This window comes from Pseudomonas neuropathica (assembly GCF_015461835.1).
Lineage (GTDB): Bacteria > Pseudomonadota > Gammaproteobacteria > Pseudomonadales > Pseudomonadaceae > Aquipseudomonas > Aquipseudomonas neuropathica.
On the sequence record NZ_JACOPX010000013.1, the window covers coordinates 191,486 to 206,193 of the forward strand.

General features: G+C 60.0%; 15 protein-coding genes. 7 read left to right on the plus strand and 8 right to left on the minus strand.

The genetic code is table 11. The annotated features are described in order from the left end of the window. The first annotated feature begins 23 nt into the window (after window positions 1–23). From H8F23_RS20105 to H8F23_RS20115, 3 genes are all read left to right on the plus strand, one after another. Window positions 24–494, plus strand: a complete 471-nt coding sequence (locus tag H8F23_RS20105) for a prepilin peptidase (protein ID WP_194935539.1) — start codon at window positions 24–26, stop codon at window positions 492–494. A gap of 126 nt (window positions 495–620) precedes the next feature. Further along, on the plus strand, window positions 621–1,409 hold the full coding sequence (locus H8F23_RS20110) for a response regulator transcription factor (protein ID WP_194935540.1): 789 nt from the start codon (window positions 621–623) through the stop codon (window positions 1,407–1,409). 1,039 nt (window positions 1,410–2,448) lie between these two features. After that, window positions 2,449–2,811: a DUF6124 family protein gene (locus H8F23_RS20115; protein WP_194935541.1), complete on the plus strand. Its 363-nt coding sequence runs from the start codon at window positions 2,449–2,451 to the stop codon at window positions 2,809–2,811. A 118-nt stretch (window positions 2,812–2,929) separates the two neighbouring features. On the opposite strand, the gene H8F23_RS20120 is transcribed toward H8F23_RS20115, so the two are convergent. Genes H8F23_RS20120 through cpaB form a run of 8 tightly spaced genes read right to left on the minus strand, consistent with a single transcriptional unit; the run spans window position 2,930 to window position 10,378 of the window. Continuing rightward, complete coding sequence (locus tag H8F23_RS20120) at window positions 2,930–3,202, minus strand: DUF3613 domain-containing protein (RefSeq protein ID WP_194935542.1); 273 nt, start codon at window positions 3,200–3,202, stop codon at window positions 2,930–2,932. Between the two features lie 10 nt (window positions 3,203–3,212). Continuing rightward, entirely contained in the window at window positions 3,213–3,935 is a 723-nt protein-coding gene (locus H8F23_RS20125) for a tetratricopeptide repeat protein (RefSeq protein WP_194935543.1), read from the minus strand. A gap of 22 nt (window positions 3,936–3,957) precedes the next feature. Continuing rightward, the gene (locus tag H8F23_RS20130; protein WP_194935544.1) at window positions 3,958–4,842 is read right to left on the minus strand and encodes a type II secretion system F family protein; all 885 of its coding nucleotides are present in this window, start codon (window positions 4,840–4,842) and stop codon (window positions 3,958–3,960) included. 1 nt (window position 4,843) lies between these two features. After that, entirely contained in the window at window positions 4,844–5,728 is an 885-nt protein-coding gene (locus tag H8F23_RS20135) for a type II secretion system F family protein (RefSeq protein WP_194935545.1), read from the minus strand. An 18-nt stretch (window positions 5,729–5,746) separates the two neighbouring features. Then, window positions 5,747–7,015: a CpaF family protein gene (locus tag H8F23_RS20140; RefSeq protein WP_116256699.1), complete on the minus strand. Its 1,269-nt coding sequence runs from the start codon at window positions 7,013–7,015 to the stop codon at window positions 5,747–5,749. Beyond that, window positions 7,012–8,202 (minus strand): AAA family ATPase, encoded by a 1,191-nt coding sequence (locus H8F23_RS20145; protein ID WP_093430273.1) that lies wholly within the window; start codon window positions 8,200–8,202, stop codon window positions 7,012–7,014. The genes H8F23_RS20140 and H8F23_RS20145 overlap by 4 nt, the downstream gene beginning before the upstream one ends. Beyond that, the gene (locus H8F23_RS20150) at window positions 8,199–9,416 is read right to left on the minus strand and encodes a type II and III secretion system protein family protein (protein WP_194935546.1); all 1,218 of its coding nucleotides are present in this window, start codon (window positions 9,414–9,416) and stop codon (window positions 8,199–8,201) included. The genes H8F23_RS20145 and H8F23_RS20150 overlap by 4 nt, the downstream gene beginning before the upstream one ends. Window positions 9,417–9,436: 20 nt before the next feature. After that, window positions 9,437–10,378 (minus strand): Flp pilus assembly protein CpaB, encoded by a 942-nt coding sequence (gene cpaB, locus H8F23_RS20155; RefSeq protein ID WP_194935547.1) that lies wholly within the window; start codon window positions 10,376–10,378, stop codon window positions 9,437–9,439. Between the two features lie 331 nt (window positions 10,379–10,709). On the opposite strand from cpaB, the gene H8F23_RS20160 reads away from it, so the two are divergent. From H8F23_RS20160 to H8F23_RS20175, 4 genes are all read left to right on the plus strand, one after another. Next, the gene (locus tag H8F23_RS20160; RefSeq protein ID WP_228759302.1) at window positions 10,710–10,919 is read left to right on the plus strand and encodes a Flp family type IVb pilin; all 210 of its coding nucleotides are present in this window, start codon (window positions 10,710–10,712) and stop codon (window positions 10,917–10,919) included. A gap of 18 nt (window positions 10,920–10,937) precedes the next feature. After that, window positions 10,938–11,153 (plus strand): Flp family type IVb pilin, encoded by a 216-nt coding sequence (locus H8F23_RS20165; protein ID WP_123448490.1) that lies wholly within the window; start codon window positions 10,938–10,940, stop codon window positions 11,151–11,153. Window positions 11,154–11,226: 73 nt separating this feature from the next. Next, on the plus strand, window positions 11,227–11,640 hold the full coding sequence (locus H8F23_RS20170; protein ID WP_194935548.1) for a response regulator: 414 nt from the start codon (window positions 11,227–11,229) through the stop codon (window positions 11,638–11,640). A 625-nt stretch (window positions 11,641–12,265) separates the two neighbouring features. After that, the gene (locus H8F23_RS20175) at window positions 12,266–14,674 is read left to right on the plus strand and encodes an autotransporter family protein (protein ID WP_194935549.1); all 2,409 of its coding nucleotides are present in this window, start codon (window positions 12,266–12,268) and stop codon (window positions 14,672–14,674) included. Window positions 14,675–14,708: the final 34 nt, after the last annotated feature.

Consider the following 14,708-nt stretch of genomic DNA (forward strand, 5'->3'; position numbering starts at 1 on the left):
CAAAAATGGACGGTTTTTACCGGATGTACAGTTTTCTCCTCCTGATCTGGCTGGGCCTGTGCGCGGCGCAAGATGCCCGCCAGCGACGCATTGCCAATGGGCTGACGCTCGGTGCGGCGGCGCTGGCGCTGATCTATCTGTTGTGGACCGGCAGCACTTGGCTGGGCGCAGAGGCGGGGCAGGGCGGTTGGGCCTGCCTGATCGCGCTGGCGCTGACCCTGCCGGGTTTCTTCATGGGTCGCATGGGCGCCGGCGATGTGAAATTAATGACAGCCCTCGGTCTTGCGACGGACGGTCTGTTTATTCTTGGCGTATTTATGGGGGCGGGCGTCGCCAGCCTGATCTGGATGCTGCTGGCGCCAAGAGTCTGGCTCCATATGAGTCAAGGGCTTAGAGAACGTCTGCGATATATGGCCCCGGAGATGTCAAAAAAGCTGCCATTTGCACCGTTCGTGCTGGTCGGTGCAGTGCTCGTCATGCTTTGGATCCACTAGTCGCCAAGCGCCACTAGTTCTATGTACATAGTCGGAAAGTACGTCTACTTTCAAATGAACTGGTTATACAGCCAAAGGCTGACAGTACAGGAATGGTCAGCTTTGGCCTGGGACATGGAGTAGCACGTGAACAAGCTTACGTCTGCGGTAAAAGTCCTCGTGGTCGACGATCAGCCGTTGATCGTGGAGGAGCTGTGCGAGTTTCTTGAAAGCAACGGTTATCGCTGTGTGCCATGCGAATCCAGTCTGCAGGCGATCGAGCGTTTCAGTGAGGACGCGGAAATCGGTCTGGTGCTGAGTGATCTGCACATGCCGGACATGGATGGCATTCAACTGATTCAGGCGTTGCAGCGTTTGGCGGGCAAGCGTCGGGTGTTCGAGGCGATCATGCTCACTGGGCGTGCCGACAAGCAGGATGTGATCAAGGCATTGCGTGCCGGGATTGCCGATTATTATCAGAAGCCAATTGATCTGGATGAGTTGCTCGACGGGGTGCGGCGTCAGGAGGCGGCGCTGCAGGAGCGGCAGAAGAATCTGCAATTGGGGCATTTGAATCAGAAGTTGCAGTATCTGTCTGAGTCGATTGATGACCTTTATCAGGATCTGGACAAGGTGCGGCGTAGTCCTTCGGCGGTGGTTCGTGATGTGTTGGGCGGTGAGCCTGTCGAGGCTGAGGCTCAGGAGATGCCGGAGATTTTCAATCAGTTGTCGCCGCGGCAATTGGATGTGGCGCGGTTGGTGGGCAAGGGGCAGACCAATTATCAGATTGCCTGTGAGTTGGGGATTACCGAGAACACGGTGAAGCTTTATGTTTCGCAGGTGTTGCGGTTGACGCATATGCATAATCGGACGCAGTTGGCTTTGGCTTTGTCGCCGAGTGCTTCTGCTGCGCGGCAGAGGGTTACGGCGCATTGACTTGGCGGCCTTTGGGCCGACCAGGTTCTTGGGGTTTGGTGTGTATATCCGTTTTTTTGGGTGTTGCGGCTGGCGGTTCCGCCCTTACGGCGGGTCACTTTTTCAGACGCCAAAAAGTAACCAAAAGGCTGGGCCCCGGCGTTCGGCCCCTCGCTAGGGCTCGGGGTTCCTTCGTTCCGGGATCTATCCGGGGGGCATCGCCTACGGTTTGCTTCGCTGCACCTCCTCTCGATGTGTTTGGCTTCGCCAAACGGTCGCTGCGCTCCCACCCCCGGATAAATCCCTCCACTCAGCCTGCCGAAGGGGCCAGCAGATCAAAAGCTGCAGCCGAGCTAACGCTCATCCTGTTGAGTGGTTAGGAGCGGGTGAGGGGCTTTTGATCTGTTTCAGAATCTGAATTTGCTTCGGTATTTCACGTCGGCGTAGCTCTCCCAGACACCACGGTCAGTTCCCTCTCCCTCTGGGAGAGGGCTAGGGTGAGGGGCTTTTGATCTGTTTCAGAATTTGAGTCCGACTCGGTATTTCACGTCGGCGTAGCTCTCCCAAACACCACGGTCAGTCCCCTCTCCCTCCGGGAGAGGGCTAGGGTGAGGGGCTTTTGATCTGTTTCAGAATCTGAATTCGACTCGGTCTTTCACGTCGGCGTAGCTCTCCCAAACAACTCGGTCAGTCCCCTCTCCCTCCGGGAGAGGGCTAGGGTGAGGGTTGGCTTTTGGCTGTTTAAATTTGTGGCAGATAACCGGAACCTTCCCACACTGTTTTCAGGTTGTCCGTCGGACGTGCGCTCTCTAGTCTTTGGCTGTCGCTGCCAATTCAGCGACCGGGTGTGGAAACCTGAATTTCAAGTAGATGCGTTGCATCGCTACCGCAATCATTGTCGGCGTCTTCTTTCGTCTGCAAACTGTGTCGCGGCGGCTGTGCGCGGGCAGGCTTCGGTCTGGCCGGTTGCCTACTTATCGGTTTTCCACCCTGCGTACAGCTGCCACCTTTTGTCGTGTGGAAACGACAAAGGTGGCTCCTCAGCCAAGTAGGAGTTGATATGGACAAACTGATCCCCGACCCACCCAACGAAGCCACCACCCCGCTCGAAGATGCCATCCGCGCCGACGACCTCGTCAAGAACCGCGAAGCCATCAAACGCGCTCTCGATTTCTACCTCTGCCCCGAACCTGAAAAACCCCGGCAAGCCAGCACGATGTTTCTCATCCATCCGAAAATCGACACCGAAAGCCTGCTCGCCCATGCCTGCGAATCCCTGGCGTCGGCCAACACCCTGGCCGGTAACTTTGCCGATCAGCTTGGCCGGCCTGAGCGCAATACCGCGCTGGCGATTCAGCAGATCGTCATGCTGGCCGAGCTGGCGGTAAACCGGGCGCTGGATCGGGTGGATCCGCAGGCCTGATCCGGCAGGCACACCGTGTCATCGTTCTTCGCGAGCAGGCTCGCTCCCACAGGTGGAGTGCATTTCAAAAGGCGGGAGCGAGCCTGCTCGCGAAAGCGCTCGCAAGGTCACCCCATCACTAATTCTTGCTCTCGATCTTCCCACCCGCATCCGGATCATAAAAATCCGGAATCTCGTATTTGTACTTCTTCAGCCAGCGCTGCATTGCCAAATCCCGTTCGGTCGCAGTCGCCGTTTGGGGTTTGGGGGAGGCGGCTTTGTTGCGGCTTTGCAGGACCAGCCAGCCTTCGGTTTCCTGTTGTTGCGCCGAAGAGGGGCCGGCGTCGATGGCGGCGGCGCTGAGGGGCAGGCTGAGCAGGGTCAGGTAGCACAGGCCTTTGAAGGGGTTCATGGCTGTCTCCTTATTTGAGCGATGACGGCAACGGGTCAGCGACGGCGGCCACTTGATTGCCGGTGGCAGGTTTGGCCTTGACCGGGGCTTTGAGTTTTTCTGCGCGTTCCTGGGCTTCGGTGAATTGTTGCGGGGTCAGTTTGGCGCGGCTGACGATTTCCGCGGCTTGTGGCCAGTCGTTCTGGTACAGCAGCAGGGTGACCATGTTCAGGGTCGCCAGTTGGTTGTTCTGCTTGAGTTCGATGGCGGTGAGGAACTCGAAGCGGGCGTCGTTGAGGCGCAGTTGGTTGAGGTAGACCACGCCCAGGTCGTTGCGGATTTTTTCGTCGGTGGGGGCCAGGCGCGCGGCGCGTTGCAGGTGGGCCTGGGCCTGGCCGTTGTCGCCGCGAGCAGCGTAGAGCTGGCCGAGGCCGTGTTCGGCTTCGGCGGTCAGGCAGCCGCCGAGCAGGCCGCGGTACAGCGGCTCGGCTTCGCTACGGCCGAGCAGACGATAGACCTTGGCTTTGCGCAGGCGCACTTCGCTGATGTTGTCCGGCAGGCTTTGCAGGTTAGCCAGGCTGGCGTGTAGTTTGCCGTCGTTGGCCAGATCGTCCGCGAGGTTCAGGGCCAGCTCCTGCTCCTGGGTCATCTTGCTGCAACTGCTCGGTGCCAGCAGCGCTGTCCAGGGTGCCTGGCCGTCGGTGGCGCAACCACCGAGCAGCAACAGACTTGCCATGACTATCAGTACTTTCATCAAACGCTCTCCATGAGCAAGGTCAGTTTGCGAACGCCCGGGCTATCGCGGTGAAGCCCGGGCCGGCGAGGACGATCAGCAGTGCCGGAAACAGAAACAGCATCATCACTACAGACATCTTCGCCGACATTTTCGAGATGTATTCCTGCAGGCGGGTCAGGCGTCGGTCATCCAGCAGTTGCTTGAGCGCCAGCAGCGATTTCATCGCGCCGCCGCCCTGTTGAATCAGTTGCTGGAGGATCACGCAGGTGTCGCTGAATTCGTCCACGGCAAGCATCACCGCCGCTTTGTTCAACTCCTGGCCGAGTTCCAGGCCAGAGTCGACACGGGTCAGGATCAGACGCAGTTCGCTGGTCAGTTCCGGCAGCAGTTTTTGCGCTTCGATGCTGAGTACACGCAGGGCTTGTTCCACTGCCATGCCGGATTCGAAGAGGATGCGCAGCAGCGGAATAAACGTCGAAACCTCCACTGCGATGGTTTTCTGCCGCCGTGCTGCGGCGTACGCCAGCAGGCGTTTGGGCAGCAGGTAACCGCCACCGGTGGCGAGCATTGGCACCAGCCAGCGGTTGTCGGCTTGGGGGAAGAACACTTCTTGCAGAAAGATCGCCAGGCCCAGCGTCAACAACGGCGTACCCACCTGGCATGCCGCATACAGCGCCCGTTCGTTGGCGCGGCGCCAGCCGATGCGATTGAGCAGGGTCTGGGTTTCGCTGTCGATGCTCACCGAGCGCTGACCGAACTTGCTGCTGCCGAGTGCACGCAACCAGCTGCCGAAGCGGTTCTCGCGTACCAGTTGTCCTTGCAGGCGCTGATTGATCTGACGCACCCGGCGCCGCTCCATCAGCAGGTGATTGATTACCAGCATCAAGGCGCCGAGCAGCAACATCAGTGCCGCGAGCCAGACCATGTCAGACGCTCCTCAACATGCGCCACAGCGCCAGGCTGCCGACCACTTGCAGCACGGCGGCGCTGATCAACATGTGCTGACCACTGGCGTCGTTCCACATCCCCAGCATGTAGCCGGGGTTGGTCAGCATGAAGTAACTCACCAGCAGCAACGGCAATGAGCCGAGCACCCACGCGGTCATCCGCGTTTCGCCGGTGAGGGCGCGCAGTTGGCGGGCGCCCTGGTCGCGTTCGCGGATCAGTTTGATCAGGTTCTCCAGCAGCTCGCTGGCGTTGCCGCCGTAGCGATGATTGACCTTCAGGCCGAGGGCGAACATGCGCAGTTCATCCTGTTCATACAGCTCGGCAAAATCACTGACCGCATCGGGCAGGTTCACCCCCAGTTGCACGTTGCGCTGGACCCGGCCCATGGCTTTTTTCAGCGGATCTTCGCTGGCTTCAATGCCGCCCATGACTGCGTCACTCAGGGTGCGCCCGGACTTCAGGCTACGCACGGTGTGATCAAGCAACTGCGGCAGTTGCTCGATCATGCGTTTGATCCGACGCTGGTAAAGAATGGCGATGTATAGCCGCAATAGCAGTGGCGGTATGACGATCATCAGTAGCAGGCCGATCCAGTCGGCAAGAAAATACCCCAGCGCTATCGCTAGCGCCCACAGGCTCAGCCACAGGCCGAAACGTTCGGTCGGACGGCCCAGTCCGGCGCGCAGAAACATCCGTTCCAGTCCAACCCACACAGGTTTTTCCGGCGCCAGTTGCGGTTGTCCGGCGGCGAGACGGTTGAGCACTTTTTCCGTGGCGGTCTTGCGCAGACCCTGCAAAAACAGGCGAATCGACAGCCCCAGCAGCGTCAGGCAGATAACGATGAGAATGATCGGTCCCAGCATGCTCGATGCTCCTTGCCGTCAGCCCAGATGTGTCTCGTGGCGCAGCTTGTCGCCGGCCGGATTGACGGCTTCGCGCAGGAAGCCGAAGCCCGTACGGCGGTCGAGGCGGAACAGCGTGTTGGTGACGTAGACGTCTTCGCGAATGCCGACCACTTCCACCACTTCACTGACGCAGCGGCGCCCGTCAGGCATGCGCGTCAACTGAATGATCACGTCGAGGGCGGCGCAGATCATCTGGCGCAGGGTGCGTTCGGCGATGGAACGGCCGGTCAGGCCGACCAGCGTTTCCAGGCGCAGCAGGGCATCCTGGGCGTTGTTGGCGTGCACGGTGCTCATCGAACCGTCGTGGCCGGTGTTCATCGCCGTGAGTACGTCGACCACTTCGACACCGCGGATCTCGCCGAGGATGATCCGGTCGGGGCGCATCCGCAGGGCGTTGCGAATCAGGTCGCTGGCCTTCACCTCACCGTGGCCTTCGGCATTCGGCGGACGGGTTTCCAGGCGCACCACGTGCGGGTGGCCGAGCTGCAATTCGGCGACATCTTCGATGGTCACCAGACGTTCGTGCGGGTTGATCAACTGGCTGAGAATATTCAGCAGCGTGGTCTTGCCGGTGCCGGTGCCGCCGCTGATCAGGATGTTGCAGCGCTTGCCGACGGCATCCTGGAAAAACTCGAAGATCGACAGGTCGACGGTTTGCATGGCGATCAGGTCGCTGCTTTTAAGCATGTCCTTGCGGAATTTGCGAATCGACAGGCATGGGCCGTCGAGGGCAATCGGCGGAATGATCGCATTGACCCGGCTGCCATCCGGCAGGCGTGCGTCGACCATCGGCGAGGACTCGTCGAGGCGCCGTCCGAGCGGTGCAAGGATGCGCTGCATCACGCGTTCGACGTGATGCGCATCGATAAACCGCAGGTCACTCTGGTGCAGCACACCGTCGCGTTCGATGAATACCCGGTGCGGGCCGTTGACCAGAATCTCGGTCACCGAGTGATCGCGCAGCAACACTTCCAGCGGACCGAAACCGGTGAGTTCGTCGACGATCTCTTCGGCCAGCCGCTCCATCTCGTAGCGGGAAATCGCCAGATGCAAACGGGCGATGTACTCGGCGACCTTGTCGGTGACGAACTGTGCGAGTTGCTGACGAGAACCTTCCAGCAGGTTTTTTCCCGACTCTTCGAGGGCGTCGATGATGTAGCGATGCAGGACCAGTTTCAGGCCTTCGTGATCGCTGTTGCCGCCGCTGCTGCGGGGCGCAGCGCCGAAGAGTTTTTCTGCGCTCATGAGGTGCCTCGCAAGCGGTCGAACCAGGTGACTTTGGGCTTGGCCAGGCCCTCGGAGCGTTTGGCCAGGCGCTCACCGAGGGCGCGCAGGCTCTGGGTGAGTTTTTCTCGCGGGGCCAGTTCGAACAGGCTGACGCCCTGGTTTTTCGCGTTCAGGCGCACTTCTGGAGTGAGGGCCAGCGTGGCGATCACTTCCAGATTGAAGGTCTTGCCGAGGGTTTCGGAGTTGGGCGCGACGTTGCTCAGGTAGCGGTCGATCAGTAGGCGCCCGTGGTCGAGTTTCATGCCTTTTTCCCGCCACAGATTGAGCACCGCGAGATTGCGTCGGCAGTTGAGTACGTTCTGGTCGGTGTACCAGAGCAACTTGTCGCAATGGCTGACAAAGGTGCGCAAGGCTTCGCTGTCAGTCTGCCCGGTGAGGTTCACGACGATATGCTGGAAGTGCTGGCGCAGGGCGCTGAGCAACATGTACAGCTCGGCGGCGCTGGTGTTTTCCAACGGCTCATCGTTGCTGGCGTAGGCGAGAATGCGCAGGCCGGCTTCGGCGCTGGTGAAGGCGCTGTCGATCAGCGTGGCGTCGAGCCGGCGCAAGTGACGCAAGGCATCGCCAAAGTGAAACGAACTTTCCAGCCCGAGCAGGGCGAGGCTGTCACCGCGCGGCAGACCGAGATCGAGCAGCAAGGTTTGCTGACCGCTCTTTTGCACCACCAGGGCCATGTGGTTGGCCAACAGCGCGCCATCGGAACTGCTCTGCACGCCATACATGACCGTAAGGCCGCCCAGTTGCGTATTCGGCGCCACGGGCGGCAGGCGTTTACTCAAGCGCCGCACCAGCCCGGCGACTTCGCTGGAACGCGAACCGTAGGCGACAAAATCCCGGGCCCCGGCACGCATCGCATTGAGCACCAGCTGATTGTCCATGCCGTCGCCGAGGGCCACGATCGCCAGCATCGGTTTGGCTTCCAGCGCGCCTTCGATCAACGCGCTCTGGGCGACCACGTGTTCGCGATCCAGCCCGACGAACACCAGGCTGGCAAAGGTGACGTCGACCAGCGCCAGCAGCTCATCCAGGCTGCCGCCACCGGCGCTGACCACCTGACCGAGCGGCGCGAGCGCGCCCTGCAGCCACTCCAGATCGGTGCTGTTGCGGGTGATGGCGAGAAAGGTCTGGCTCAGGCTCTGGCTCATTGCGATAACCCGCTGCGCTTGTCGAAATTGCCGTTCTCGAGGAAGAACATGCGATAGAAATTCGGATCGTAATTGCGCAGTTTTTCGCCCGGTAACGACGGCAGCTGGGCATCGGCGGCCAATGGCTGGACCAGATGCGGGGTGACGATCATCAGCAGTTCGCGCTCTTCCCGTTTGATCTGCGAGCCTTTGAAAAATGCGCCGAGCACCGGGATATCGCCGAGGCCGGGAAACTTGTTCACCTGCGAGCTGTTGGTGGTGCTGATCAAGCCGCTGATGACGAAGCTTTCGCCATCGCCCAGCGACACGCTGGTGTCGGTGCGGCGGATGGTCAGGGCCGGCACAGTGGTGCCGGCAATTTGTACGGCGTTACTGAAGTCCAGTTCGCTGACTTCCGGGGCGACCTTCAACGCGATGCGGTCGCGACCGATGATGGTCGGCGTCAGGGTCAGGCGGATGCCGAATTCCTTGTACTCGATCGACACGCTGTCGCTGCCGGAACTGGGCACCGGAATCGGAATTTCACCGCCGGCCAGAAAGCTTGCGCTTTGCCCGTTCAGCGCCACCAGGCTCGGCCGCGCGAGGGTGTAGGCGAAGCCGGAGGTTTCCAGCGCGTTGATGATCGCCATGGTCTTGCCGCCGATCCACGAGAAGTTGAACAGTGAGTTGTCCACCGGCAGGCGTGGCTGCGGCACCCCGTCAATCGGCGGCAGGGTGCCGGGCGAACCGAAGAGGAAATTGCCGCGCGTACCGATCAGTGAGGCGGTAGCTTCCTTGAGTTTGGTGCGGCTGACTTCGACGAAACGGATATCGGTCTGTACTTGCGACGGCAGGTTCGGGTCATCCGAGGGCAGGGTGCCGGTCATGGCGGCAGTGGCGGCGCCCTGAACAAAGACCATGCTCTGGCGCGGCTCGCTTGAACATGACGTCCAGACCATCAGGCTGGTGGCGCCGGGTGCAACACCGGTGAGCAGAAAGGACGAGCTGCCGTTGGCGTGGACGTCGGCGATTTTCGGGTCGCCAATCGCCAGACGTGTGATCGCCACGGGGGACTGCACGTCCTGCTGAAAGCCTTCGCCGATTTCGATCACTGGCGGCATGCGCCCGAGTGCCGAGCAATTGCCGACCGCCGCCAACGCGGCGTCCATCGACAGTCCCATCAGTAACAGGGCGCACAGCATGGGTTTGAATGTCGGCCTGAAACGACTCTGCATGCCCTTGGATCCTTGCGCTGTCATGGGTTTTGTTGGGTGATCTGGTTGCCGCGAATGATTTCCACAGCAGGCCGTGCGGCGCCACCGGAACCACCGCTGGACGGTGCTTTCGGTGCGGTGCCCATGGCCAGTTGGTTGAACTGGAAGAGTTGTCGGTTGGCGGTGTCGAGATGGGCCGTGGACTGGTTTTCGCCGGCCCAGTATTTGGCCAGGCGTTGCTCTTCACTGCTGCGTACGGCCAGGCGCAAGGTGCCGGCCTGGGTGGCGAGCATCAGGCGACTGAGCAGTTGTTCCGGCACCGCCAGCACCACGGTGCGCGCGGCGACGCGGCGTTGATCCTGTTTGAGTTTTTCGTCTGCACTCAGGGCCGGCGAGGCCGGTTGGCCGTCGTTGGTCAGGCCGTACTGGTCACCCACCCCAAGCACGCGCATGGCCGGCAAAACGATCTGCGCCGACTGTTCGAGGTTGCTGGAGTCCTGGCGCAGGTAGAGCAAGACATCGACGTAATCGCCGGGAATCAGTTGCCCGGCGGCACCGATCACTTCGTCAACGGCCACGGTGAGCGCGCGTTCGTCAGTGTGAATCATGCGTGCCAGTGAGCCGCCCGCCGTGAAGCTTTCATCGTTCAGCCAGGTGCCGGCGCTGAGGTGCCGCCAAGGTGTGCGGCCAATGGCCTGATCGACAGTGCTCAAGCTGCCCGCCGGTGCACTGCGCAGTTTTTCCACCGCTACATCGGCGGCGGTCAGCGCAGTGAAGGGTGGCACGTCGTGCAGCAGCACCACCACGGGTTGGCGGGTCTGGTCTTCGGCGATCGCGACAGTTTTTTCAACAGTGACAGTTGGGGCGACGGGGGCGACGGCGACGGGCGCTGGTTGACGACTGAGTACCAGTCCCCAGTAACCGACAAAAATGGCTCCCAATAACAGGATGGCTGCAAGGCCCATGGTGACGCGACTGTTCATGACGGCTCTCCCTTTCCTGCTGCACTACCCACTGCTATTGCTAACGAGAGAAGTTCCCAATCCGGCAGCTATGAACATGCAACTATTTCGCTATTTCCACGCTAGCTGATCCAAGCCAAAACGCCATTACTGACAGGAAAATAACTCACGAAAGTATGAGTCTTGGCCAATTAACAGCAGCCGATGGCAAAAACACGATTGGATTAATACTTTCAGGTTAATCCGTTCTTACAGTTGTTGGGTGGGGGTTTGTTGACAATGCTCAAATGGCACGGTGGAACCTTGCCGCTGTAGTGCGACATCGGCGCCAGAGGCGCGAAGGAGTGGATGTATGTTCCAGATGATTGTTGATTACTTGATGGCCAGAGTGCGTCTGTTGTTCAGAAACGAGGAGGCGGCATCGGCTATCGAGTACGCGATCGTGGTGGCGATGGTGGCCGTTGTGGTTGTGGCATTTGTGACCCCCCTCGGTAATCGGGTGTTGTTCTACTTCAACAACATTTTGACCGGACTGGGCGGCACTGCCGTGACCAGACCCTGACGATCAAGGAGAACGGCGATGCTCTTTGAATACCTGATGATTCGTGCTCGCAGTTTCCTGGCCGATGATGACGCTGCATCGGCCATCGAGTATGCGATTGTGGTGGCGATGGTCGCGGTGGTGGTCATCGTGTTCGTCACGCCAGTGGGTGGCCGTGTGGTGGTCATGTTCAACAACTTGCTGGTGGCGCTGGGTGGAACGGCCGTGTCGACGACGCCTGCGCCGTCCCCCTGAGCTGAAACGAAGCTCAATGCCCGGATGATGTCGGGCTACACTCGGGTTCACTTTCAGTTTTCAGGGATTGCCCATGACTGCTTCCTCGCTGCCCCGGCAACAGTTGCTTCTGGTTGACGATGAAGAGGACGCGTTGCTGGAGTTGGCGGAGTTGCTGGAGGGGGAGGGGTTTGTCTGTCATACGGCGACGTCGGTGAAGCTGGCGTTGCATCATCTGACTCGCCACCCGGATATCGCGTTGGTGATCACTGATTTGCGCATGCCGGAGGAGTCCGGCATGTCGTTGATCAAGCGCTTGCGTGAGCATACTTCGCGCCAGCATTTGCCGGTGATTGTGATGTCGGGGCATGCAGATATGGAAGACGTCAGTGATCTGTTGCGGTTGCAGGTGCTGGATCTGTTTCGCAAGCCGATTTATCACGTCAGGTTGTTGGAGACTTTGGATAATTTGTTTCCCAAGCCTAAGTCGCAGGCTGGCTCAGGTTGAACTCGGCGGCCTTTGGGCCGACCGTGCGTTGGGTGTTTTGGGTGAATATCCGTTGCTGCGGGTGTTGCTGTTGGCGGTTTCGCCCTTACGGCGAGGCACTTTTTCCAGACGCCGAAAAAGTACCCAAAAAGGCTTGCCGCAACGTTCGGCCCGCTCGCTGAGGCTCGGGGTTCCTTCGCTCCGGGATCGATCCGGGGGCAGCGCCTACGGTTTGCTTCGCTGCACCTCCTCTCGCTGTGTTTGGCTTCGCCAAACGGTCGCTACGCTCCCACCCCCGGTTCAATCCCTCCACTCAGCCTGCCGACGCGGCCGGTGAGTCAAGATCAAAAGCTGCAGCCGAGCTAACGCTCATCCTGTTGAGTGGTGAAGGGCAGAGGTGATGCGGGGTTTGGTGCATTGCTCTTGTTCTTCTGTAGGAGTGAGCCTGCTCGCGATGGCGGTTCGACTGCTGGTCGGGTTCTTGAGAATTTGGCGCCATCTCTTTGACTTTTTGATGGTATCAAAATGATGGCTCCTGTAGATTCCCCGCGCCCGAGCCAGGACACATGGCGGGCCGGTAGGGATGCCTGTATGAATACGTGACCCCTGCTGAAACTGTTTTTCATGTTTTCGAAGGGACTCTCGTTTGAATACTTCTGGTCTGCGCCGCTCTTTGCTGGCGCTTTCTGTTGCGGCTTTCGCTGTCAACGCTCCGGTTACCGGGGCTGTCACCCTCAATTACGATCTGGGTAGCGGACCTCTGGTCAGCGTCAACCAGACCTATGACTTCCTGAACCTCGTCGGTGTAGCAAACGTCGTCGAGAGCTCGCCATCGGCCATGACCAGCGCCGCGCAGTTCTCCGGTTCGAGGGTCAATGCTGAAATCATCAACAAGGCCGCGATCACTATTGATGGTGCCACCCACGGTGTCGGCATCGACATCAAGTCGGCGGGGGTGTCTTGGGTAGAGCTGGACTCGAACTTCACCAACCAGGGCTCGGTGACGGTTAACGGTCTGGCCAGCAATGGGGATTCGACGGGTATCGCCATCAAGGACATGCCGATCACCGGCAACTTCATCAACAACGGCGCTATCAACGTCTCCGGCAATAACGCCACAGGGGTTTCGCTGATCGGCACGACCATGGGCTACGGCGTGACCAACGATGCCGGTGGCTCCATCATCGTCAGCGGTAACAACGCCCGTGGCATTTACATGGAGAACACCTCGCAGTCCATGCCGATCTTCAACACCTCGACGATCAAGGCCACTGGCAGTGGCGCGGAAGGTTTGACGTTAAACGGGGCGGCGTTTGTACCCAAGCCTGGCAATAACACCGACAGCCTTTTCAACAGGGGCACCATTTCCGGCGAGAGCATTGGCATCCATGTGAGCAATCAACCGGCGGCGCAAGGCTCATTCAATATCACCTTGGCGGGAGGCTTGGTCGAAGGCTCGACGGCGGCCATTCAAGTGGACGATGGGACGAGTTATTTGTATTGGTGGGGCGGTGACGTCAAAGGCGATTTGCTTGGGCTGTCGGGGATGTCGGTCGATGGAGAGGTCGACTTCTATGGCTCGGTGATCAAGTCCGGTTATGTGGCCATTCAAGAGGCCACGTTGACCTTGATGCAGCCTCACACCACGATCATCGGCAATCTGGACATGGAGGAAGCGGACTCGAATATCGCGATGTCGGTCGGCAATGACACCGACATCAACCGGGCGATTCTGACCGTCACCGGCACCACCGAGATCGCGCCGGGCGGACACCTGCAATTGCAGGCGCGCTCCAGCGATTTTCGCACGGCCGCTGGCGGCAACCGTTACACGTTGATCCGTTCTGGCAATCTGATCGGCGGCGCAAACCTTACGGTCGAGTCGACCTCGGCATTGCTCGAAGTCAAAAGCTATGGCGTTGAGGGCAACGACGTCAAGGCGCTGGTCAGCACCAAGTCGCAAAATGTGTTGACGCAAAATACCCTCGATGCCGGTGGCAGCCAAAACGCTGCTTCTGCTCTGGTCGGACTGTCGGCCTCGCTGATGTCACGTCTTGGTGAACAGGATCCGGTGTTCCAGGCGTTTGCCAACGCCAGCACCGACACGCAACTGGCGCGGCTGGCCGAGACACTCAGCCCGGACGTCAGCCGTGGCGTGCTGCACGCCGCCACCAACAGCCAGACGCTGGTTTCTGACCTGATCAATGGCCGCGCCAATCGTGCACGCACCGCCACCGGCAGCCTGGAAAAAGGCGTCTGGCTGCAAGCCCTCAGCAGCAATGCCGACCAGGATGCCCGTCGCGGTGTCGCCGGTTATGACGCCGACAGCCACGGGATTGCCGTTGGTGCCGACGGTCAGTTGACCGCCGACACATCGATCGGTCTGGCTTACAGCTACCTCGACACCGATGTGAAATCCGATCTCGGCAGCAAAACCAAAGTGACCGGCCATGCGCTGACGGTTTACAGCAACTGGACGCGTGACAACTGGTTTGTCGACGCTTCGCTGATGTACGGCTGGAACGACAACGAATCCAAACGCTACATCGCCGGCACCCGCGCCAAAGGCGATTACGACAGCGATGTATTCGGCGTCAGTGCCTTGGCCGGTTATACCCTGCGCCTGACCCCGGGTGTGGTGCTGGAGCCGCAGGTCGGTGCGCGTTACGCCAACGTCGGTATGGATTCTTATCGCGAGAAGGGCAGTTCGGCAGCGCTGAATGTCGGCAGCCAGCGTTACGAAGTCGGTGAGATGGGCTTCGGTGCGCGCCTGGCCGCTGATTTTGCGCTCGGCACCGGCAGTCTGGAGCCTGAGGCGAAAGTCATGGCCTGGCATGACGTGATTGGCGACAAGGTTGCGACCTCCTCATCGTTCGTACTCGGCGGCGATTCATTCACCAGCCGTGGCACCACACCTGTGCGCGACAGCTATGAACTGGGCCTGGGCGCCAACTATCGGATGGGTGCGTGGAGTGTCGGCGGTTCGTACAACTACGTAACGGCCAGCGGTTTCAATGCCGACGGCTTTACCGCGAAGGTGCGTTACGCGTTCTGATCCGCATCACGTGAAACCTGTGGGAGCGAGCCTG

Excerpts from the sequence above, each read along its gene's own strand:
- H8F23_RS20105 (WP_194935539.1), top strand. The coding sequence starts at position 24 with ATGTACAGTTTTCTCCTCCTGATCTGGCTGGGCCTGTGCGCGGCGCAA.
- H8F23_RS20115 (WP_194935541.1), top strand. The coding sequence starts at position 2,449 with ATGGACAAACTGATCCCCGACCCACCCAACGAAGCCACCACCCCGCTC.
- H8F23_RS20120 (WP_194935542.1), bottom strand. The coding sequence starts at position 3,202 with ATGAACCCCTTCAAAGGCCTGTGCTACCTGACCCTGCTCAGCCTGCCC.
- H8F23_RS20125 (WP_194935543.1), bottom strand. The coding sequence starts at position 3,935 with ATGAAAGTACTGATAGTCATGGCAAGTCTGTTGCTGCTCGGTGGTTGC.
- H8F23_RS20130 (WP_194935544.1), bottom strand. The coding sequence starts at position 4,842 with ATGGTCTGGCTCGCGGCACTGATGTTGCTGCTCGGCGCCTTGATGCTG.
- H8F23_RS20135 (WP_194935545.1), bottom strand. The coding sequence starts at position 5,728 with ATGCTGGGACCGATCATTCTCATCGTTATCTGCCTGACGCTGCTGGGG.
- H8F23_RS20140 (WP_116256699.1), bottom strand. The coding sequence starts at position 7,015 with ATGAGCGCAGAAAAACTCTTCGGCGCTGCGCCCCGCAGCAGCGGCGGC.
- H8F23_RS20145 (WP_093430273.1), bottom strand. The coding sequence starts at position 8,202 with ATGAGCCAGAGCCTGAGCCAGACCTTTCTCGCCATCACCCGCAACAGC.
- H8F23_RS20150 (WP_194935546.1), bottom strand. The coding sequence starts at position 9,416 with ATGCAGAGTCGTTTCAGGCCGACATTCAAACCCATGCTGTGCGCCCTG.
- cpaB (WP_194935547.1), bottom strand. The coding sequence starts at position 10,378 with ATGAACAGTCGCGTCACCATGGGCCTTGCAGCCATCCTGTTATTGGGA.
- H8F23_RS20160 (WP_228759302.1), top strand. The coding sequence starts at position 10,710 with ATGTTCCAGATGATTGTTGATTACTTGATGGCCAGAGTGCGTCTGTTG.
- H8F23_RS20165 (WP_123448490.1), top strand. The coding sequence starts at position 10,938 with ATGCTCTTTGAATACCTGATGATTCGTGCTCGCAGTTTCCTGGCCGAT.
- H8F23_RS20170 (WP_194935548.1), top strand. The coding sequence starts at position 11,227 with ATGACTGCTTCCTCGCTGCCCCGGCAACAGTTGCTTCTGGTTGACGAT.